20 protein-coding genes and 1 pseudogene are annotated in these 20,937 nt (G+C 32.9%); 10 read left to right on the top strand and 11 right to left on the bottom strand.

Translation table 11 applies throughout. The features are described 5' to 3' along the window. Nucleotides 1-46: 46 nt before the first annotated feature. On the bottom strand, nucleotides 47-1,018 hold the full coding sequence (locus JC605_RS15790) for an AraC family transcriptional regulator (protein ID WP_233074130.1): 972 nt from the start codon (nucleotides 1,016-1,018) through the stop codon (nucleotides 47-49). 19 nt (nucleotides 1,019-1,037) lie between these two features. Here JC605_RS15790 and JC605_RS23760 point away from each other — a divergent pair, with 19 nt between their 5' ends. From JC605_RS23760 to JC605_RS15775, 4 genes are all read left to right on the top strand, one after another. After that, nucleotides 1,038-1,238 (top strand): hypothetical protein, encoded by a 201-nt coding sequence (locus JC605_RS23760; RefSeq protein ID WP_233074129.1) that lies wholly within the window; start codon nucleotides 1,038-1,040, stop codon nucleotides 1,236-1,238. A 110-nt stretch (nucleotides 1,239-1,348) separates the two neighbouring features. Then, nucleotides 1,349-2,161 carry an N-acetylmuramic acid 6-phosphate etherase gene (murQ, locus tag JC605_RS15785; protein ID WP_198857110.1) on the top strand — a complete coding sequence of 271 codons (813 nt, stop codon included), beginning with the start codon at nucleotides 1,349-1,351 and terminating at the stop codon, nucleotides 2,159-2,161. Nucleotides 2,162-2,342: 181 nt separating this feature from the next. After that, nucleotides 2,343-2,564, top strand: a complete 222-nt coding sequence (locus JC605_RS15780) for a DUF6095 family protein (RefSeq protein ID WP_198857109.1) — start codon at nucleotides 2,343-2,345, stop codon at nucleotides 2,562-2,564. Between the two features lie 64 nt (nucleotides 2,565-2,628). Beyond that, nucleotides 2,629-3,201 (top strand): pentapeptide repeat-containing protein, encoded by a 573-nt coding sequence (locus JC605_RS15775; RefSeq protein WP_198857108.1) that lies wholly within the window; start codon nucleotides 2,629-2,631, stop codon nucleotides 3,199-3,201. A 4-nt stretch (nucleotides 3,202-3,205) separates the two neighbouring features. On the opposite strand, the gene JC605_RS15770 is transcribed toward JC605_RS15775, so the two are convergent. Beyond that, nucleotides 3,206-4,009, bottom strand: coding sequence for a DNA alkylation repair protein (locus tag JC605_RS15770; protein WP_198857107.1), 804 nt, complete (start codon nucleotides 4,007-4,009; stop codon nucleotides 3,206-3,208). 131 nt (nucleotides 4,010-4,140) lie between these two features. On the opposite strand from JC605_RS15770, the gene JC605_RS15765 reads away from it, so the two are divergent. The 5 genes from JC605_RS15765 to JC605_RS15745 all read left to right on the top strand — a co-directional run bounded on the left by JC605_RS15765 (nucleotide 4,141) and on the right by JC605_RS15745 (nucleotide 8,428). Then, nucleotides 4,141-4,491, top strand: a complete 351-nt coding sequence (locus JC605_RS15765) for a helix-turn-helix domain-containing protein (RefSeq protein WP_198857106.1) — start codon at nucleotides 4,141-4,143, stop codon at nucleotides 4,489-4,491. A gap of 11 nt (nucleotides 4,492-4,502) precedes the next feature. Beyond that, on the top strand, nucleotides 4,503-5,078 hold the full coding sequence (locus JC605_RS15760; protein ID WP_198857105.1) for a DUF1572 family protein: 576 nt from the start codon (nucleotides 4,503-4,505) through the stop codon (nucleotides 5,076-5,078). 279 nt (nucleotides 5,079-5,357) lie between these two features. Next, nucleotides 5,358-5,729 (top strand): DNA topoisomerase IV, encoded by a 372-nt coding sequence (locus JC605_RS15755; protein WP_198857104.1) that lies wholly within the window; start codon nucleotides 5,358-5,360, stop codon nucleotides 5,727-5,729. A gap of 144 nt (nucleotides 5,730-5,873) precedes the next feature. Next, nucleotides 5,874-7,796, top strand: a complete 1,923-nt coding sequence (locus tag JC605_RS15750; RefSeq protein WP_198857103.1) for a DUF294 nucleotidyltransferase-like domain-containing protein — start codon at nucleotides 5,874-5,876, stop codon at nucleotides 7,794-7,796. A gap of 2 nt (nucleotides 7,797-7,798) precedes the next feature. Continuing rightward, nucleotides 7,799-8,428 (top strand): PolC-type DNA polymerase III, encoded by a 630-nt coding sequence (locus JC605_RS15745; RefSeq protein WP_198857102.1) that lies wholly within the window; start codon nucleotides 7,799-7,801, stop codon nucleotides 8,426-8,428. 36 nt (nucleotides 8,429-8,464) lie between these two features. Here the strand turns inward: JC605_RS15745 and JC605_RS15740 are convergent, their stop codons facing one another. Continuing rightward, a complete protein-coding gene (locus JC605_RS15740; RefSeq protein WP_233074128.1) occupies nucleotides 8,465-9,274 on the bottom strand; it encodes a hypothetical protein in 810 nt (269 codons plus the stop codon). Here JC605_RS15740 and JC605_RS15735 point away from each other — a divergent pair. Beyond that, nucleotides 9,268-9,924 (top strand): annotated as a pseudogene (locus tag JC605_RS15735) (AAA family ATPase); the annotation flags it as partial. The gene JC605_RS15740 and the pseudogene JC605_RS15735 overlap by 7 nt on opposite strands. A 57-nt stretch (nucleotides 9,925-9,981) precedes the next feature. On the opposite strand, the gene JC605_RS15730 reads toward JC605_RS15735, so the two are convergent. The 8 genes from JC605_RS15730 to ychF all read right to left on the bottom strand — a co-directional run bounded on the left by JC605_RS15730 (nucleotide 9,982) and on the right by ychF (nucleotide 20,701). Next, nucleotides 9,982-12,702 carry a DNA gyrase/topoisomerase IV subunit A gene (locus tag JC605_RS15730; protein WP_198857101.1) on the bottom strand — a complete coding sequence of 907 codons (2,721 nt, stop codon included), beginning with the start codon at nucleotides 12,700-12,702 and terminating at the stop codon, nucleotides 9,982-9,984. A 45-nt stretch (nucleotides 12,703-12,747) separates the two neighbouring features. Continuing rightward, nucleotides 12,748-14,616, bottom strand: coding sequence for a DNA topoisomerase IV subunit B (locus JC605_RS15725; RefSeq protein ID WP_198857100.1), 1,869 nt, complete (start codon nucleotides 14,614-14,616; stop codon nucleotides 12,748-12,750). 163 nt (nucleotides 14,617-14,779) lie between these two features. Further along, a complete protein-coding gene (gene pncB / locus JC605_RS15720) occupies nucleotides 14,780-15,955 on the bottom strand; it encodes a nicotinate phosphoribosyltransferase (RefSeq protein ID WP_198857099.1) in 1,176 nt (391 codons plus the stop codon). A 79-nt stretch (nucleotides 15,956-16,034) separates the two neighbouring features. Beyond that, nucleotides 16,035-17,009, bottom strand: a complete 975-nt coding sequence (locus JC605_RS15715; RefSeq protein WP_198857098.1) for a transglutaminase domain-containing protein — start codon at nucleotides 17,007-17,009, stop codon at nucleotides 16,035-16,037. Continuing rightward, a complete protein-coding gene (locus JC605_RS15710; protein WP_198857097.1) occupies nucleotides 17,010-17,534 on the bottom strand; it encodes an NADPH-dependent FMN reductase in 525 nt (174 codons plus the stop codon). Between the two features lie 118 nt (nucleotides 17,535-17,652). Beyond that, the gene (locus JC605_RS15705) at nucleotides 17,653-18,567 is read right to left on the bottom strand and encodes a YihY/virulence factor BrkB family protein (RefSeq protein WP_198857096.1); all 915 of its coding nucleotides are present in this window, start codon (nucleotides 18,565-18,567) and stop codon (nucleotides 17,653-17,655) included. Between the two features lie 128 nt (nucleotides 18,568-18,695). Then, nucleotides 18,696-19,373 (bottom strand): TIGR02117 family protein, encoded by a 678-nt coding sequence (locus tag JC605_RS15700; RefSeq protein ID WP_198857095.1) that lies wholly within the window; start codon nucleotides 19,371-19,373, stop codon nucleotides 18,696-18,698. Between the two features lie 233 nt (nucleotides 19,374-19,606). Next, nucleotides 19,607-20,701, bottom strand: coding sequence for a redox-regulated ATPase YchF (ychF, locus tag JC605_RS15695; protein WP_198857094.1), 1,095 nt, complete (start codon nucleotides 20,699-20,701; stop codon nucleotides 19,607-19,609). Nucleotides 20,702-20,937 lie beyond the last annotated feature (236 nt).

Genomic DNA, 20,937 nt, shown 5'->3' with positions numbered 1-20,937 from the left:
CGACTTTATGCGATAAGGCGTTCGACTTTTTACAAAGCCTTTATTTTCAACCTTTCCTGTACGCTGTCGGAGTTAAATTGGTATATTTTTTAAATGAAGTATTAAAAGAAGATTTGGAGTTAAAACCAACTTCGTACAATATTTCTAGAACCGTAAGCTGACTTTTGGTTTGATCTTTTAAAATATGCATCGCTTTTTGAATGCGATATTCATTCACAAAATCAAAAAAATGCTGATCGATATGATGATTAATTAAAATAGATAAATCGCGAACTGGAATATTTATTTGATTAGCCAATTCTTGAATGGTAAGCGACGGATCAAGAAAGGGTTCTTTCTCTGTCATATATTGTTTTAATGTAGCTATTTGAGTGCCGATCAAATCATTTTGTTTATTGACTGTTTCTGGCTTTTCTTCAATTTCTGGAAGAATATCTTTCGTTAATACTAATTTAGAATTTACACCTCTAAAAAGTTCTGGATGTTTCAATGCTTTCATTATAAACCAGCAAGTTATAAATAGCGCTATTGTTCCAACCAATACGTTTGCCCATAGAAAAATTTCTCTAAAACCGCTGTATCGCAGTACATTTTTTAAAGCTACAATAGAATGTGCGATTAGAAATACGCACGTCATTTGAAAAAGAAATTTATAAGCCGAAATACTTGGATTGGCGTAATTTTCCAGATAGATTTCTTTATATTTTTTTAGAATTAAAAATACACTTACAATATAAAAGACATATTGAAATTCGATTAAAATCTGAATAAAATAAATCTCAGACATTGAATTTAGTGGCCCAATAAAACTTCCTTCGTTTATACTTGAATATATTCTGGGTATAAAAATTAAATTAACAATTACAAAAGGAAGCACATGAACCAAATGTTTCCATTTTAGGCGAAAATCAGAATAACAAACCGCCAATACATACAAGTAGAACGATGGCATTCCTAATAAACAGAATGTCGATCTGAAAATCTCCAGATTTCGATGATCTTCTGTATACAAATACATAAAAAATCCGCTGAGATCAATGGCTGAAAAAATAAAAAAGAAAGCAAATAAACGATTGGCTAATTTATTTTCAGTTTTTACCGTCAGCAAAAAAAATGCCATCAGCAAAGAAACAAAAACACAAATTCGGGCAATTCCCTCTAGCAAAACTAATTTATCCATCCATCTTTTAATATTAAACAAATATAATATTTTCGTTTTTGTAACAAAGCCTAATTAAAACCGTCTTTAAAGGGAAAAAATAGAAGAAAAAAAATGATTTTAAATCTCTGAGACTTTGCAAGATTGAGATAAATTATATTAATTTTGACGAGTCTAAATAACGATAAAATGACATTTACGAAAACCACTGAACAAGCCTCAAAATATGAACATTTAGAGAAGATGTCTGTTCATGAATTGTTATCTAATATAAATCAAGAAGACAAAACTGTGCCTTATGCAGTCGAAAAAGCTTTGCCCCAAATAGAAGCTTTGATTCCGCAAATAGTAGCAAAATTAAAGCTAGGCGGCAGATTGTTTTATATTGGAGCAGGAACTTCTGGCCGACTTGGTGTTGTTGATGCTTCAGAATGTCCGCCAACTTTTGGCGTTCCTTTTGATTTAGTAAATGGCATTATTGCAGGTGGCGACACAGCCATTAGACGTGCAGTAGAAAACGCTGAAGACAGTACAACAAATGCTTGGATCGATCTTCAAAATCATAATATCAATTCAAACGATGTGGTTATCGGAATTGCTGCTTCTGGTACAACTCCATATGTTATTAGCGGTTTAGAAACTTGTAATGAGAATAATATTGTTACAGGATGTATTACTTGTAATGCTGGAAGTCCGTTGGCTTTGACAGCTCAATTTCCTATTGAAGTTGTAGTTGGACCAGAATTTGTAACTGGAAGTTCAAGAATGAAAGCTGGTACTGCACAAAAATTGGTTTTAAATATGATTTCGACTGCAGCAATGATTCAGCTAGGAAAAGTAAGAGGCAATAAAATGGTCGACATGCAGTTAAGCAATGTGAAATTGGTTGACCGAGGCGTAAAAATGATTATGGACGAAATTCCAGTTTCGTACGACGAAGCTTCTGAATTATTGAAAAAATATGGCAGCGTAAGAAATGCTGTTGATAATTATAAAAAATAAAAGGTTTTCTGTGTGGTCATTTAACCGAACAGTACACTAAGATTTATGCAAGGTTCGCAAGGTTTTTGTCCAAAACTTTGCGAACTTTGCCGTTATAAAAGCCTCGCATATAAAAAACTTGGCGTACTTTGCGGTAAAATACAAGCCAACAACTTGAAACCTGAAACTTGAAACAAAAAACATGGCAACAAACAAACAATTATTAGGAAAAGGAATTAAATATTTGACAGGTGCATTGCCTTTGATGTTTCTTGGGCCATCGTTGATTTACAATGCTTTTCAAAATCAAGGCAACAATTGGCATTATCTGGTTTTAGGAATTGGAATTGCAGCCTGTTTGGGTTCTATGGTTTTGATCTTTTTGGGATTGAAAATCATAATGAAAGGGATTTTTAATGACTAAATAATAAAACTAATTCAAACCTAACAGGTTTTAAAAACCTATTAGATTTAATATTTATAAAAAAATGGAAGGCATAATTCACATTCAGAAAACATTTGAGAAAATTGTTTATATCGATAAAAAAATAAACAATCGTGAGTTTGAAGATTGTGTCTTTAAAAACTGTGACTTTTCTAACAGTAATTTCAATTCTAACACTTTCCTAGACTGCGAATTTATTGATTGTAATCTCTCAATGACTAGTTTGGCTGGAACAAGTTTAAAAAACGTCACTTTTAAAAACTGCAAACTTTTAGGAATTGCATTTAATGAATGCGATGATTTTTTATTTCAAGTTTATTTTGATGAATGCGTTTTGGATTACGCGTTATTTTCTAATAAAAAAATGCCGAAAACCAAATTCATTAATTCTTCTGTTCGTGAAGTTACTTTCATCGGAACTAATTTAACAAGCTCTGTTTTTGACAACTGCAACCTTGACGGTGCAATATTCAACGAAACACAATTAGCATCGGTCAATTTTAAAACGGCATACAATTACAAAATTGATCCTGAATTTAATCCGATGAAAAAAGCACAATTTTCTACCGAAGGAATTGTCGGGTTATTAGATAAATACGATATTAAAATTGTGTAGCAAATTATTTTTCTATTGTTCGGAGCGCTTTTTTTATAATGTACAGCGTTTCTTTTACAGGGCTTTCGCGTTTCCATCTTTCACATAAATTCTTTACAAAATCTGGTCTTGTTTTACTGGCATCATTCAACCAGTTTCCAACACTATTCTGCACATATTTTGAAGAATCAGATTTTAGGGAATCTAAAATTTTCAAAGCTAATTCTGGTCTTTTCTTAAGTTCTTCAATATGTTCGCACCAAACGCCTCTTGGTCTTGTTGCTTCGGTTGCAAAGCGTCGAATATTTTCGTCTTCACTAGAAGTCCATTCAGATAAGATTTCAAGGCTTTTTTCTAAATTATTCAGAATATTGGAACGAATTGCCAACCAAGAAATTTCCCTTACACCAAAATGTTTGTCTGCCGCCAAAAACTGAATTTGTTCTAACACTTCTTCTATGGTTAATTCAGATTTTTTTCCAATTGTATAAGCAGACCAACATCGCACCAAATCAGATTTATGGCTCGAAATAGTTGAAATTATATTAGAATCATTATTAAGAATTGATTCTGTCAATATTCCTGTGCCAATTGTCTCATTTATAGTATTGACAGTTTGCTTTTTCAAATTTCTAATATCCATTAAAATAGGTTCCAGATATTCCATCCGATTAGACTCTCTTAAAACATTTTCTAAAAGCTTAGTTTGATTTACTGCTAGCCATTCTACAAGATTAGCAGTTTCAATTTCACCTTTATTAAGCTGTTCTAAAACTAAAACAGGAATATCTTTTATCGATCTTGCTCCTTTACGTTTTACTTCATTCATAGTTTTTAATTTGACTAGCGCAATGTTCTATCATGCTTTAAAAATTTGATTATTTTTGTAAATATCGGAAAGCTTGATAACACTGGCAATACCGCATATTTTTATCCCATAGAGATATAAAAGTCAATTTTATGCAAACAAAGGAACGAAGTACTGAAAATAAAATTTGTCCATTAGAAATTGCTGTAAATACCATCAGCGGAAAATGGAAAATCCCAATTGTATGGCAGATTAATGATGGCAAAAAAAGACCTAGTGAATTTTTACGTGGCATTGCAAAAGTAGATCGGCGTGTTTTAAATCAGCAATTGAATGAAATGGTCGAAGACGGGATATTGGTAAAACAATCTTTTAATGAACTTCCTCCCCGAGTTGAATATTCTTTGACCGAAACGGGAAAACAACTAGTAGAAATTCTCTGGAAATTAAATGATTGGGGGAAAATACTTATTCGGGAAAACAAAATTGAACTTCAATCTTAAAATAGCGAACCATGAAAGCTGATGAATCTTATTTAGAAAGCGTTAAAAAACAATTTTTGTATTATAAAATACTTGGCGAAAAAGCAATCGATCAACTCGAACCAACACAGCTTTTTGTTTCGTTTAACGACGACACCAATAGCATTGCTACTATTGTAAAACATATTTCAGGAAATATGCTTTCACGCTGGACAGATTTTCTAACTTCTGACGGAGAAAAAGAATGGCGAAAACGTGATGCCGAATTTGAAAATGATTTACAATCGAAAGAAGAAGTTCTTGAACTTTGGAATAAAGGCTGGAATTGTTTAGAAAATGCTTTACAAAGTTTAAAACCAGAACAACTTTCAGACATTATTTACATCCGAAATGAGGGTCATACAGTTATAGAAGCCATAAATCGTCAATTGGCACATTATCCTTATCATGTTGGACAGATTGTTTTTTATGCCAAACAATTGAAAAACAGTTCATGGAATAGTTTGTCGATTCCGAAAAATAAATCAGGAAATTATAACGCTGAAAAGTTTGCCAAGGAAAAAGAAATCAAGAACTTTACAGACGAAGAATTAAAAAGATTGAAATGATAGAATATTATGCAAATTTTGGCGGGACATGTTGGTGGATCTTAATTAAATTCTGTAAAACAAACTTAACCGAAGAGCAGAGTTCTAAAAATAAAAAACGGAATTTACTTTTTTTGACTTTTATAACTCTTGTAATTTTCTTTTTATTCTTTAATTAAAAAAGAACTTCTAAAAACCTAAGCCATAGCCCTGATGGAAGCGACATCCTTTTGTGGTGGGGTTCACCACAAAAGATACAGCGTACAGCAGGATTAGCTCCTAAAAAACAACTTATTCAAAATGAAAAAAATTATATTCTTATTTCCTTTTCTTGCTTTAGTATCTTGCTATAATGCAGAGCATAATTGCAAAGATTTTAAAACTGGAAAATTCAAATTTGAAACGGAAGTCAATGGCGAAAAAAAAACTACTTTTTTTGAACGTAAAGACGACATCGAAATTGAAACTTTTGAAGGAAAAACTGATACCGCAACCATTCGTTGGGTAAGCGATTGCGAATATGTTCTCCAGAAAAAACATCCAAAAAATATGGCTGAGGAAAAAGCAATCAGCATGAAAATTTTAACGACTTCTAAAGATTCTTATACTTTTGAATTTGGCTTGGTTGGTTCTGAAGAAAAACAGCGAGGCACCGTTTACAAAGTTGATTAAATAATTAAGCTTTTTTTGCTACAAAGGCACAAAGACGCCAAGGACTTATTTCTTTGCGACTTTGTGCCTTTGTGGCAAATTATTATAATGTGTTTCTTTTACATTTCTATTTTAAATAGTACATTAGAACTTTAATCTAACCAAATGAAAAATACCATTTCGCAAAGGGTTGCTGATTTTTTAAAGAATTATCCGCCGTTTAATTTTCTTCATCAGAAAGACTTAGAAAAGCTATCTGAACAAATTTCTATTATTTATAAAGAAAAAGATGCTGTGCTTTTTGCTGAAAATGACAAAACGCATGATTCTTTTTATGTGGTTCATAAAGGTGCCGTTGCTCTTAAAAAAAGTACTAAAAATACAGTTTTAGACATGTGTGACGAAGGTGATATTTTTGGATTACGTCCGCTCTTAGCACAAGAAAACTATATTATGGAGGCTGTCGCACATGAAGAAAGCATTTTATATGCCATTCCGATTGCGGTTTTTAAACCTTATGCTCTAGAAAATAGAAATGTTGGTAATTTCTTGATCGAAAGTTATGCCTCGAACACACGAAATCCATATTCTGACATTCATAAAGATAAATTATATGGTGATGATGATCAGCTTCACGAAAATCTTCATTCCAGCAATCATTCTTTTGACTTAGCGCCTATAAAATATTCTAAAAAAATTGTGACCTGCAGTCCATCAACTACAGTAAAAGATGTTGCAAAAATCATGAATAAAAAGAAAGTCGGTGCGATTTTAATTGTTGATGAAATGCTGCCAATTGGTATTTTGACTGATAAAGATCTTCGAAACAAAATCGTTACTGGAGATTTTCCTATTACAACAACCGCCGAAACGATAATGACAAAACCTGTTATTACATATCCAAAAAAAATGACAGTTACTGAGGCGCAAATGGCAATGATGAAAAGTAATATCAGCCATTTGTGTTTGACGAAAGATGGAACTGTAAACACCAAAGCAGTTGGAATTTTATCCAAACATGACGTAATGGTTGCACTCGGGAATAATCCTGCGGTTTTGATAAAGGCTTTGAAACGCACTAAAAAAATCAAAGAAATAAAGCCAATTCGCAACCGAATTATGCAATTACTTCAAGGTTATCTAGACCAAAATATTCCGATGACTTTGATTACGAAAATCATCACAGAACTTAATGAAGCTTGCACAAATCGCATTATTGAGATTTGTCTAGAAAAAATGAGCAGTCCGCCACCGGTAAAATTTTCGTGGCTTGCGCTTGGAAGCCAAGGACGCGGAGAACAAATGTTGCATACTGATCAAGATAATGCAATTGTATATGAAAATGTAAATGAAGTTTTTAGAGATGAAACTAAAGTATATTTTCACAAATTTGCGGGACTTGTAAACAAAGGTCTTTTTGAAATTGGCTACGATTACTGTCCTGCCGAAATGATGGCTTCAAACCCAAAATGGTGTATGAGTTTAGACGAATGGAAAAGCCATGTACATCATTGGATTACAAATCCAGGTAAAAATGAGGTTTTATTGTCGTTTATTTTCTTTGATTACAGTTTAACTTATGGTGATACCGAAGTAGCAAACCAATTGTCTGATTATATTTTCGAAGATTTAAAAGCAAATCCTATTTTTTACATGCACTTGGTGAGTGGTGCTCTGCAAAGCCCATCTCCTACTGGTTTCTTTAGACAATTTTTGGTTGAACAAGATGGTGCAAACAAAGATAATTTTGATATCAAACGAAGAGCTTTAATGCCTTTAACAGATGCCGCTCGTGTTTTAATTTTATCTCATTCGGTTAAAGGAATCAGCAATACGGCAGAACGTTTTGAAAAATTAGCTGAATTAGAACCTAATAATAGAGAATTGTATTTATCGTGCTCTTATTCATTTAAAGCTTTATTAAAATTTAGAACTAAACAAGGTCTTCTACATCATGATTCTGGTCAGTTTATCGAATTGGAATCTCTAACCAAAATGGAAAAAATTAAGCTGAAACGTACTTTTAAAACTATTAAAGAACTTCAGGAACTTATTTCGGTTCGTTTTAATATCTCAAATCTGGTATAATAATGAGTTTATTCAATTTTTGGAAAAAGGAAGAAATTAATTTATTCGATGAAAATATTACGATCGAAGAAACTCGTTTTGTGGTTTTAGATACCGAAACTACTGGATTTGATTATGAAAATGACCGTATTTTATGTATCGGCGCATTGGTTCTTCAAAACGGAATTATTAATGTTCAGGAAAGTTTTGAAGTTTATCTGGAACAAGATCATTATGATAAAACTACGGCACAAATTCATGGTATTTTAAAAGATCTGCTTGTTAAACGTCCGAGTGAGCTTGAAGCTTTACAACAGTTTTTAGAATTTCTAGGCGATTCGATAATCATTGCACATCATACTATTTTTGATATCACAATGATCAATAAAGCTTTAGAAAGAAACGATCTTCCTCCGTTAACAAATAAAACCTTAGACACCGCTTATTTGTATAAAAAGACTTTAATTCAGTCGCATCTGTTTGAAAGAAAAGATCATTATACTCTGGACGATTTGGCCGATAAGTTTGATATTTCAAAAAAAGATCGCCATACTGCTTTGGGCGATGCCTATATTACAGCCATAGCATTTCTTAAGATTGTAAAGAAATTAAAAGAGAAAAAAGCAATTAATTTAAACCAATTATTTAAATAGAAAAGGCTTGAATTGAAATTCAAGCCTTTTAAAATTTTATTCATCAATAAAAATTCGATACGGAAACACATTTGAAGACCTGCTTTTCAGATTCTTCATAAAGCTATCGCATAAATACTCCCACTCCGAATCAGACAAATGCTGTTTCTCTTCAAGATTTGTCTTGATATATATATCTACGGTTCGGCTAAAACCAGCTTTTACAGAGATTTCTTTTCGTGTGCCTTTTTCTATTTTAATCTCTAGAATTGAATTTTTAAAATGATTAAATCCAAAGGCTTTAATATCTGCAAAAGTTACAATTCTACCGCGTGTGAGCAGCGCATTTCTATAAGCCAGAATTCTGTCTTTGTTGCTTTGTTTGTTTAAGCCTCCGGCTGTATTTGTCATTAAAGTTATACTATTGCTTACAAAAGTTAAATCTGAAGATTCTAAGACTGTCCCTGTTTTAACATCATTTCCTTCTTCTGCACAGGTTGACCAATAGTTAATTTGGAACGAATTTTCCATGTTTTTTTCAATCTTAGGCTTGATCATTAAATAGGGATCATTATTCTTCAAAAAGCTACTTTCTTTAGCCTGTTGTTCAACAGATGCTAAAAGCTGGCTGATTTGTGACAAGGAGCTGGTCATGAAATCTTTTCCTAAGCCTGAAAATGAAGATGTTTCATCTTTAAGCAGATCAAGCAAATTTTGAAGCAGTTCCGACGCAGTTCTCGAATCAAATCTAGAAACGCCACCTATTCTCAAAACAGCATTTCCTTCTTCTACAACTCCTCCTTTAAATTCTTTTATTTCGTAATGATTATTAAGAGGGTCTATTACCGATTCGATATCGTGGGTCACCTCCAGGATACGTGGGATACGAGGCGGGAGGAGTATTAATAAACAAGATTAGACAAAAACCTTACTCGATTGTTTTATTCGATGAAATTGAAAAAGCACACCCTTCTGTTTTTGATATATTTCTTCAAATCATGGATGAAGGCAAACTACATGACCGTTTAGGAAAAGAAGGAGATTTCTCTAATGCAATTATTTTGTTTACATCAAACATTGGAGCAGATCATATTGCAAGCACTTTTAATGAAGGTAAAATTCCAGCATCAAGTACTTTAATGGAAATTATGGGGCAATATTTCAGACCAGAATTTTTAGGTCGCCTAACTGAAATTGTACCTTTTGCTCCTATCAGTAAAGAAAATGCATTGAAAATCTTCGAGATTCATCTTAAAAAAGAATTTACCGATTTATTGAAAAACATCAATATTTCGGTCAATATTCCTATAGAAGCTAAACTTTATCTTGCCGAAAATGGCTATAATACCAAATTAGGTGCAAGGCCAATTAAAAATATTATAACAACTCATTTAAGAAGACCTTTAGCCAAAAAAATAATATCTGGGGAAGTACAAAACGGAGATACTATTTCTGTCTATATCGAAAACAATGAAGTAAAATGGATTAAACAAGAGGTAGTCATTTCTGAGAATTAAATCAATTATTAAAACACAAAAAAACGCTAAGAAATTAAATTCTTAGCGTTTTGTTTTTTATTCTAAAACCAAACCTATTTGGCCGTCATCATCTAATTCTGTTTCTACAGGATCATCTTCTGAAATTTCAGGTTTTTCAGGAATTTCTTCGACTGGTTCTTCGTAAGGAAGCGGGTCTAATAAATTCACTTGTTTTAATTTATCTGTTGTTAATTGATTTCCTAAAGCTTTGAAACCTTTTACGGCTATAAAGTCTTCAACATCTATATGAAGATCTTCTTTTTGAACTCCTTTTACTTTTGCAAAAACCAATTGTGCTACAGGACGATAATCTGTAGAAACGATTTCTAACTGTGAATTTGGATGATCGGTAATAAAGCTTTCTTCTTTTCCTTCATTTTCTACAAGGAAACGTTTCAAGAAATAACGTTCTTTTTCTCCATCGTAATAAATAGCAGAAATTGGTTTTTTAGGTTTCCATTTTTCCAAAACAATCATATCTTCCTCAAAGTGAGTTGATAATTCCGGAATAATAACTTTTAATTTACCTGACTGACTGATAACTAAAATTTTATCGCTTGGTTTAAATTCGCCCAACAACTCTCCTCTCGCATCAACATTTAAACGTTTTACGGTATCATCAAACCAAACTTTTCTTGGTAATAAAGTCGAAATTCCTTTTTCTTTTAATTCGATTTTCTTGATTGGATATTTTGTAACCAAATTTCCTTTCGAACCACGTCCTTTAATCGCTAAATTAGCAAAATCAATATCGAATTTCAGCTTCTTAATCGTTCCAACCTGACGCAATAAGATAGTCACAACTTCAGCTTCTCCGTTTGGATTATGCGAAAAATAAACTACCTGAGAACCATTTGTTCCATTTGTTAAATCGTAGGCTTTATCACGTGTTACTCCAGTAACATTAAAACGCTTTATGTATGATGGACCTGATTTACCATCACGATACATCATGTTATAAATAGTTCGTTTATCATTTTTATCAAAAACGGCCGCGTGAATAATATCTTTTCCTATAAAAGTCTTAGAATCTACTTTTGTAATCATCAATGTTCCATCGCGTAAAAACACGATAACATCATCAATATCAGAACAATCACCTACGTATTCATCTTTCTTTAAACTTGTTCCCACAAAACCTTCTTCGCGGTTTACGTATAATTTTGTGTTACGTAAAACTACTTTTGTAGCCTCTACATTATCAAAAACTCGAAGCTCGGTTTTACGTTCACGTCCTTTTCCATATTTCTCTTTCAATTTGGTAAAATACCCAATCGCAAAATCTGTAAGATGCTCTAGATTGTATTCTACCTCTTTCATTTCTTCTTCCAATCTCGAAATCAATTCGTCTGCTTTATCAGAATCGAAACGCGTAATACGAATCATTGGAATTTGAGTCAAACGTTGTAAATCTTCATCATTGATTTCTCTTACGAATGATTTCTTGAAAGGCTCAAATCTATCATACAAGTATTTATATAATGATTCTCTGTCTCCATATAACTTGAAGTCAATGTACATTTCTTCGCGAATGAAGATTTTCTCCAAAGTAGAGAAATGCCATTTATTCTTTAATTCTTCTAATTGTATTTCAAGCTCTTGCTTAAGCAGCTCAACCGTTCTTTCTGTCGAAATCCTCAACATTTGGGAAACACCAATAAACAGAGGCTTATTATCTTCAATAACGCATCCTAAAGGCGCTACAGAGGTTTCACAAGCTGTAAATGCAAATAATGCATCAATAGTTTTATCTGGTGAAACTCCTGGGAAAAGATGAATTAAAATCTCAACATCGGCTGCAGTATTGTCTTCAATTTTCTTGATTTTGATTTTGCCTTTTTCATTGGCTTTCAAAATACTGTCAATTAAACTCGAGGTATTGGTAGAAAACGGAATCTGAGTAATCACCAATGTATTTTTGTCTAACTGCGAAATTTTAGCACGTACGCGTACACGTCCGCCACGCATTCCGTCGTTATAATTCGAAACGTCGGCAATACCCTGCGTCATAAAATCAGGATAAAGCGTAAACGGTTTTCCTTTTAAGATTTTAATCGAAGCATCAATTAATTCATTAAAATTATGAGGTAAAACCTTTGTTGACAAACCTACTGCAATACCTTCTGCTCCTTGCGCTAAAAGCAATGGAAATTTTACAGGAAGATTAATTGGTTCGGCTTTTCTACCATCATATGATAATCCCCAGTCTGTAATTTTTGGAGAATATAAAACCTCCAAAGCAAATTTAGATAAACGTGCTTCAATATAACGCGAAGCTGCTGCTCCGTCACCTGTTAAGATATTTCCCCAGTTTCCTTGGCAGTCTATCAATAAATCTTTTTGTCCAATTTGCACCATTGCATCACCAATACTTGCATCTCCGTGTGGGTGATACTGCATGGTGTGCCCTACTACATTGGCAACTTTATTATAACGGCCGTCATCTAGCTCTTTTAAAGAGTGCATAATACGACGTTGAACAGGTTTAAATCCGTCTTCGATAGCGGGAACTGCACGTTCCAGAATTACATACGAAGCGTAATCCAAGAACCAATCTTTGTACATTCCGGTTACTTTCGTAATAACGTCTTCGCCTTCTTCTTCCTGGTTTTCGTAAAAATGCTGTCCTTCAAATTGTCTAGCATCTACGTCGATAATCTCATCGTCATCTCCATTTTGATTGTCATCAAACTGGTTTTCATCTTGATTATTCTCGTCGTCGTTTGGAATTATGTTATCGTCTTCTTCGTCTTTCATATATTTTGTTCAGTATAACTACTAAAAAATTCTTCTACTTTAATTTTAAGCTTCCTCAAGCTCATCAATTTCAACCTTCAGATTCTTGATAATAAACTCTTGCCTATCTGGGGTGTTTTTTCCCATATAGAAAGACAACAATTGCTCAATTGAAGTATGTTTGTCCATCATAACGGGATCAAGACGGATGGTATCTCCAATAAAGTTTTTAAACTCGTCTGGAGAAATCTCTCCTAAACCTTTAAATCGGGTGATTTCTGGTTTTGGTTTTAGTTTTTCAATCGCGTCTTTTCTTTCTTCTTCAGAATAACAATAAATCGTTTCTTTTTTATTACGAACTCTGAAAAGTGGTGTTTGTAAAATATACAAATGCCCTTCTTTTATTAATTCTGGGAAAAACTGTAAAAAGAACGTAATCAAAAGCAAACGAATGTGCATTCCGTCGACATCGGCATCGGTTGCGATTACGATATTGTTGTAACGTAATTTTTCTAATCCGTCTTCAATATCAAGTGCTGCTTGCAATAAATTGAATTCCTCATTTTCATACACGATTTTCTTAGTCATCCCGTATGAATTCAAAGGCTTACCACGTAAACTGAAAACGGCTTGTGTGTTTACATCACGCGATTTTGTAATCGATCCAGAAGCCGAATCTCCCTCGGTAATAAAAAGCGTGCTTTCTAAGTTTCTTGGGTTTTTGGTATCAGGAAGATGCGCACGGCAATCTCTTAATTTTTTATTATGTAGATTGGCTTTTTTAGCACGATCTGTCGCTAATTTTCTAATTCCTGATAATTCTTTACGCTCACGTTCTGCCTGAAGAATTTTACGCAATAAAGCATCTGCAGTTGTTGGATTTTTATGCAGGTAGTTATCTAATTTCGTTTTGATGAAATCGTTAACGAAAGTACGAACAGAAACTGCTGGTGTTCCATCATCAGAGCCCATATCGGTAGAACCTAATTTTGTTTTGGTCTGAGACTCAAAAACCGGTTCCATTACTTTAATACTAATAGCACTTACAATCGATTTACGAACATCTGATGCTTCGAAATTTTTATTATAAAATTCACGAATGGTTTTTACAACTGCCTCACGATAAGCCGCTAAGTGCGTTCCTCCCTGAGTTGTGTTCTGACCATTTACGAAAGAGTGATATTCTTCACTATATTGCGTTTTACTATGTGTCAGCGCAACCTCTATATCATGCTCTTTTAAGTGAATAATCGGGTATTCTAAATCTTCTTCATTAATTGTTTCTTCTAATAAATCGCGAAGTCCATTCTCTGAATAATATTTTTCCCCATTGAAAATAATAGTCAAGCCATTGTTCAAATAACAATAGTTTTTGACCATTTTAATTACATATTCTAAACGAAACTTATAGTTTTTAAAGATTGTTTCGTCTGGGGTAAAAATTACTTTTGTTCCCTTACGTTTCGTCGTATCGATTACATCTTCTTCCTGAACCAGATTTCCAGCTGAAAATTCTGCAGATTTTTGTTTATCATCACGAACAGATTCTACACGGAAATAATTAGATAAAGCATTAACCGCTTTCGTTCCGACACCATTCAAACCAACTGATTTCTGGAAAGCTTTAGAATCGTATTTTCCTCCGGTATTCATTTTCGAAACTACATCGACCACTTTACCCAACGGAATTCCACGTCCATAATCACGAACAGAAACTGTTTTGTCTTTAATACTTACCTCGATAGTTTTTCCGGCACCCATAACGAACTCATCGATACAGTTGTCTAAAACTTCTTTTAAAAGAATATAAATACCATCATCTGGTGATGATCCGTCCCCTAATTTCCCGATGTACATACCCGGACGCATACGAATATGTTCCTTCCAATCGAGTGAACGAATATTATCTTCGTTGTATTGATTTTGCTCTAGCATAAATGAATTTAGGATTTTTGGCTAATTTACCATTTATCAACAAAAAATGAAAGCGTATTTCTTTTTTGTTATGAATAATAACAGTTCAAAATCTATTTAAATTGATTTTAAAATAAAATGGACATTAAAATTATAAAAAACTGCTTTTTCAGCAAAAAAAATACTATTTGATTCCGAGTACTTCTTTTGCCAATGTAATCATTTCGGGCGTTCCTGTATTTTTGTTCTTTTCGTCTGAAAGTTTGACCACTCCTTGCCAATGTACATTATCGGGCTTTGTATCGGTTAGTTTTATAACCATATTCATAGCCGGAAGTCCAACATCGTTAGTGAAATTTGTTCCGATTCCGAAAGACATTTTTATTTTGTCCTGACAGAAATCGACAATCTTTTTTACCTTATCGTAATTTAAAGAATCTGAAAAAACAATAACTTTTGATTTTGGGTCGATTCCCATTTTATTATAGTGGGCAATCACTTTTTGAGCAAACTCAATTGGATCGCCACTGTCATGTCTAACACCGTCAAAAAGTTTAGAATATTTTTTATCAAATTGATTGAAGAATATTTCTGTCGTATAAGTATCTGTTAAAGCGATTCCGAGATCACCGCCATAAACTTTTGTCCAGTTTTCGAGACTTATAAAATTTGCCACCTGAAAACCATATTGCGCCGCATGAAACATAAACCACTCGTGAGCATGCGTTCCCAAAGGTCTTCTGTTGTTAACCATTGCAAAATGCACATTACTGGTTCCAATAAAGCTGTTTCCTCCGTAGGTTCTTAAAGTTTCGTTTACCAAATCATGAACTTCGTAAGAGTGGCGTCTTCTTGTTCCAAATTCTAAAATTGAAACTCCTAATTTATTATAATTGTCAATTTTTTCTTTCGTCAGTTCTTTTATGGCTTCATCATTTAAACGAATTAAATGATTTGATTTATAAAAAAGCTCTGAAATAAGTGCCATTAACGGAACTTCCCACAAAATAGTTCTATACCAATAACCTTCTACTGTTACTGCAATTTCTGAACCTTCTTGACTAATCTGAACCTCAGACGGATCAAAACTATATCCTTGCAGAAAATCTAAATAAGTTGGATCTAGATAAGGACAATAATGAGCTAAATAGTTCTTCTCTTCTTTTGTTAAACGAAGCTCAGATAATGCATCAACAGATTTTCGAAGTAAATCTGCAAATCCTTCTGGGAAGACATGTTTACCTCGATTTATAAATCCATAACGAACTTTTGCTTTTGGAAAAAGTTTAATTACAGCATGCTGCATTGTAAATTTATAGAAATCATTGTCTAAAATTGATTTCAAAAAAGTATTTTCCATAGCACTCAAGTTCTTTTCATTCCTTGCTAAGATACGCTAATTTCAGAAAACACAAAAATTGTAGATTTCTTAATTTCTACTAAACAATTTTAAAAGAAACAATGCTTTCTGTGTCTATAAAAATCGTGATGTAATCTCCGATATTTTTATCAATTAGAATTTGAAATTCTAAACTTCCGCGCTTTTCTTTCGGATTAAGAACTTTAACTGGCTGATTCTTTCTGTTTAAATAAAAAACCTGGCTTGATTTGGAAACATTTTTAATCTCGACCGTGATTTTATCGCCATTCTTAGCTTCGATTATTCCCAAATTTGGAGTTTTTATTTTATAATCGTTTTCTATGGTTTTATTATAAATTAAAGGTCCATCTAAGAAATCACTTTTACTGATTCTGTCTCCAAGAAAAGTTCCCGAATCTGGATAATGCTTTGCAAAGAAATACTCGGGATTAGTATCAAAATATACGGGATTAAAATCGTTAACCATCCTTCCTTTACTGGTATCATAATATCCTTGTCCCCAAGTAACATCTACAAGACGCCATTTTTTATCAATTAAAACAACATTCCAGGCGTGGTTTGATGAAGTCGCTTTACGGCCAATATCTCTCAAATTTGTTTTTGAATCGCCTCGAATTATTTCGCATTTCAAGTTTACAAGCTCTGCTAAATGCTGATACAAAGCTGTAAAACCTTCACAAACTGCTTTTTTAGATTTAAAAGCTTTCTGAATTAGATTATCATTCAGTTGTTTTATTTTTCGCTGTTTTTCGGCTTCTGAAGAATAACTGAAACCTTGCACTCTTGGAGGATTCAAATACGCATTGTAATCATATCTTATATTGAAAGCAATCCAGCTGTAAATAGCACGCGCACGATCATAATCCGAATCAAAATCTTTTTCGATTTTGTCAGCTAATTTCTCTGTGCTATCAAAGCTTTTTGGGTATTTTGCAACTATTTTATCAACTTCGCTAATCTTCTGAGAAAAAGCAAAATTGATAAAAATACTATTTAATAAAAGGAAAATAAGGGCAATCTTTTTTTGTGGCATTTAAAAATTTGATTTAATAATATCTTTCAATTCCTGATCCAATTCTGGATTAGAGATTTTATTTTCTTGTAAATCAAAATTCGAGCCAAATGCTGGCAATGAGAAACTTCCTTTAATTTCTGCTCCATAACGAGGAAAGAGATTCTGTGCAATTCCTAAAACAGATGCGCCTCCTCTACCGCCTGGAGAAGTTGCCAATAATAACATTGGTTTATGCTGAAAAACATCTTTTTCGATTCTTGAACTCCAATCGAAAACATTTTTGAAAGCAACAGAATAATTTCCGTTATTTTCTGCCATTGAAACTACTAAAATATCAGCTTCTTTCAATTTGTTTAAGAATGCTTGTGCAACTTTATGCTGACCAACTTCTTTTTCAAGATCAACACTAAAAACTGGCATTGCAAAATCATTCAAATCTAAAACTTCAACGTCTGCATTTTCAAATAAACTTGATGCATAAGTAGCTAAACGTTTATTGATTGAGTGCTTACTGTTACTTCCTCCAAAGGCTATTATTTTCATATTTGTGGTATTTGTTTTTTTCAACCACATAAGTAATATAAGTTCATTTAAAAAACTTTGTCTTTTAATTTAAAGAAGCCAAACTTAAATTTTCTTATATTACTTATATGGTCTAATATTAATTTTCTATTTCAAAAATCTCTTTTTGTATTTCTACAGAATAATCATTTGGCGAAATACTTCCACCGAAAGCTTTGGCATAAACTTTTGTAAATTCTGCTCCAAAATATAAAATAATAGCCGAATAATATACCCAAACCAAAATTATAATTACAGAACCCGCTGCGCCGTAAACACTTGCAACTGTTGAGTTTCCTAAGTAAACTCCTATGGCAAATTTACCTATCATGAACAAAATTGCAGTGCAAGAGGCCCCTATAAAAGCATCTTTCCACTTAATCACTCCATCTGGTAAAGTTCGGAATATAATTGCAAAAAGCAATGTAATACTGGCAAAAACAATCACTAGATTCACAACATAAAAAAGATATATTGTTGTGTCTGGAAAATAAAGTTTTAAACGGGCATTTAAAACGTCGAGTGTAGCATTGAGCATTAAACTGACCAACATTAAAAATCCAACAGAAACGATCATCGAAAATGACATCAATCTGTTTTGTATAAATTTTTTCAAGCCTTTATTTGGTTTTGCACGAAGCCCCCAAATGTAGTTGATCGAACTCTGAATTTCAGCAAAGACTCCTGATGCACCAACTAATAGCATCACAACTCCAAATACGGTTACAAAGACATTACTGTCTGATAATTGAACATTTTTGATTGCCTCCTGAATCTGTACAGCAGCATTATTCCCGACCAATCGATTTATCTGACCATATAATTGTCCTGTGACTGCCTCTTCCCCAAAAAAGAAGCCACAAATGGTAATTATAATAATCAACAAAGGAGGCAAAGCAAAAATGGTATAATAAGATAACGCTGCGCTTAACTTTATCGCATTGTCATCGTTAAATTCTAAAAATGTTGTTTTTAATAAATACCAAGTTTTCGAAAAGATATTATGATTTTTCATTTGCTGATTTTTTGATATTCACTCAAATTTAAGCAATAATGAAAATTCCTTACTTCTTGGATTTTCGTTGAGTTTTACATTTTTCCCACTACCTACGAAATATTCATAACGGAATATTTTTTTATCTATTATTTATAATGACAAAAAATCCCTTTATCATAAACAGTCCATAAACTCGCTTTTTGATTGGCTGCTTTTAGGGCATTATTGGCCCAAGTATTGCAAGTATAAAAAAGGCTGTAACTTCCTTTGGCTTCATAGAAAGCATCTTTTCTTCCGTAACTATGCCCTTCAATCCATTGTGGATGAACTGAATCACTAAAACTGTTTGAAATATAATTGACTAATTTTTGATAATTTTCTTTTGAAATCAAAATGCGTTTGCAGTCATCTCCTTCTCTTAATTGCTTGAAAAATGTAGCATGTACAGCAGATGAACTAATCCCGAAAGCGGCTTTAAAGGCTGTGCTTGCTTTTAAATCTGACCATTCTGGTGTTTCAAGATAAAATCCTTTGTCTCCCCAACCAAAAGCAATATAATTCATTAACGAATCTTTTGATTGGGTTTGATTGAATTGAATTTCGTTTCGCCAGTCTTTGATTTCATTTTTTATAGGAACAACAATATCAGTATGAACTCCATTAGAAAGAATGTAAATGGGAACGGCATCTTGCTCTTCGACTTTTGCAATATCTGAATTGACTGTAATTTTTGAAATAATTAAAACAGAAGAAATGTACAAAGCAAGAAAACTAAAGATTCCGAAAAGTGTCCAGCCTAGAATTTTGAATGTTTTTTTTAGCATTTTGATTGGTTGATTTTAGATTAGTAATTGGTTATTTTTTCTGTAACCAATTTTTGAGCCAAAAATTTTTCAGTTGCTAAAATGGGACGCGGATTTTACAGATTCGCTTTCGCGAAAGCGCGGATTTAAACGGATTTAATTTTCATTTTAAACATAAAAAAACTGCTGAATTTCTCCAGCAGTTTAGTCTATTCTCTTTGTTCTTTGTTCTTTCTTTTTTCCTCTAAAAAAGACTAAACGTTAAAACGGAAATGCATTACATCACCATCTTTCACGATATATTCTTTTCCTTCAACTCTGAATTTTCCAGCTTCTTTTGCTTTTGCCTCAGAACCATAATGAACGTAATCGTCATATGAAATTACTTCTGCACGAATAAATCCTTTTTCAAAATCTGTATGAATAACTCCTGCTGCTTGTGGCGCAGTTGCTCCAATGTTGATTGTCCAAGCGCGAACTTCTTTCACACCAGCTGTAAAATAAGTTTGCTGTTTTAACAATTTGTAAGCCGCACGAATTAAAACTGATGCTCCTGGCTCTTCTAATCCCATATCTTCTAAGAAAACCTGACGCTCTTCGTAGCTTTCTAATTCTGTGATATCTGCCTCTGCACCTACAGAAAGTACAATAACTTCAGCTTCTTCGTCTTTTACTAATTCACGAACTTGATCAACATATTTGTTTCCGTTTACTGCTGAACTTTCGTCAACGTTACAAACATATAAAACTGGTTTTGCTGTAATTAATTGAAAAGCTTCCATCAAAACTTCTTCATCATTGTTTTGAGGAATAATTGTTCTTGCAGATTTTGCCTGTAAAAGAGCTTCTCTAATTCTGTTTAATAAAGCTTCTTCTGCCTGAGCTTCTTTATTTCCGGTTTTTGCAGCACGTTTTACTTTTTCTAAACGTTTTTCAACAGTTTCTAAGTCTTTTAACTGCAATTCGATGTCGATAGTTTCTTTGTCACGAATTGGATTTACGTTTCCGTCAACGTGCACAATATTATCATTATCAAAACAACGTAAAACGTGAATAATAGCATTACACTCTCTAATGTTTCCTAAAAACTGGTTTCCAAGACCTTCACCTTTACTTGCTCCTTTTACCAAACCTGCAATATCTACGATATCTACCGTTGCCATTTGAACGCGCTCTGGTTTAACCAATTCTTCCAATTTATTAATTCTTGGATCTGGAACGTTTACAACACCAATATTAGGTTCGATTGTACAAAACGGAAAGTTAGCACTTTGCGCTTTTGCATTAGATAAACAATTAAATAATGTTGATTTTCCAACATTTGGCAATCCTACAATTCCTGCTTTCATCTGTTTGTTTCTATATTATTTTAATCGGTCTTTAATTTCTTAGACCTGTTATGCTTTTTAAAAAATTGATAAAATGCTCTTTTTGGGCATTAAAATTTTGCAAATATAAGATTTAATAACTCTTTCGCGAATTAAATATTTGTATTAATAAAATTTAAGAAACAGTTCTTTTTACTTCTCAGGTTTATTATTCTACTTTTCTTTTAAAATTTTTCTTTTTTCAATAAAAAAATCCT

The organism is Flavobacterium sp. IB48 (assembly GCF_016405855.1).
Classification (GTDB): domain Bacteria; phylum Bacteroidota; class Bacteroidia; order Flavobacteriales; family Flavobacteriaceae; genus Flavobacterium; species Flavobacterium ginsengisoli.
The sequence above is the reverse complement of the archived record's forward strand: the minus strand, read 5'-3'. Positions and strand labels throughout refer to the sequence as shown.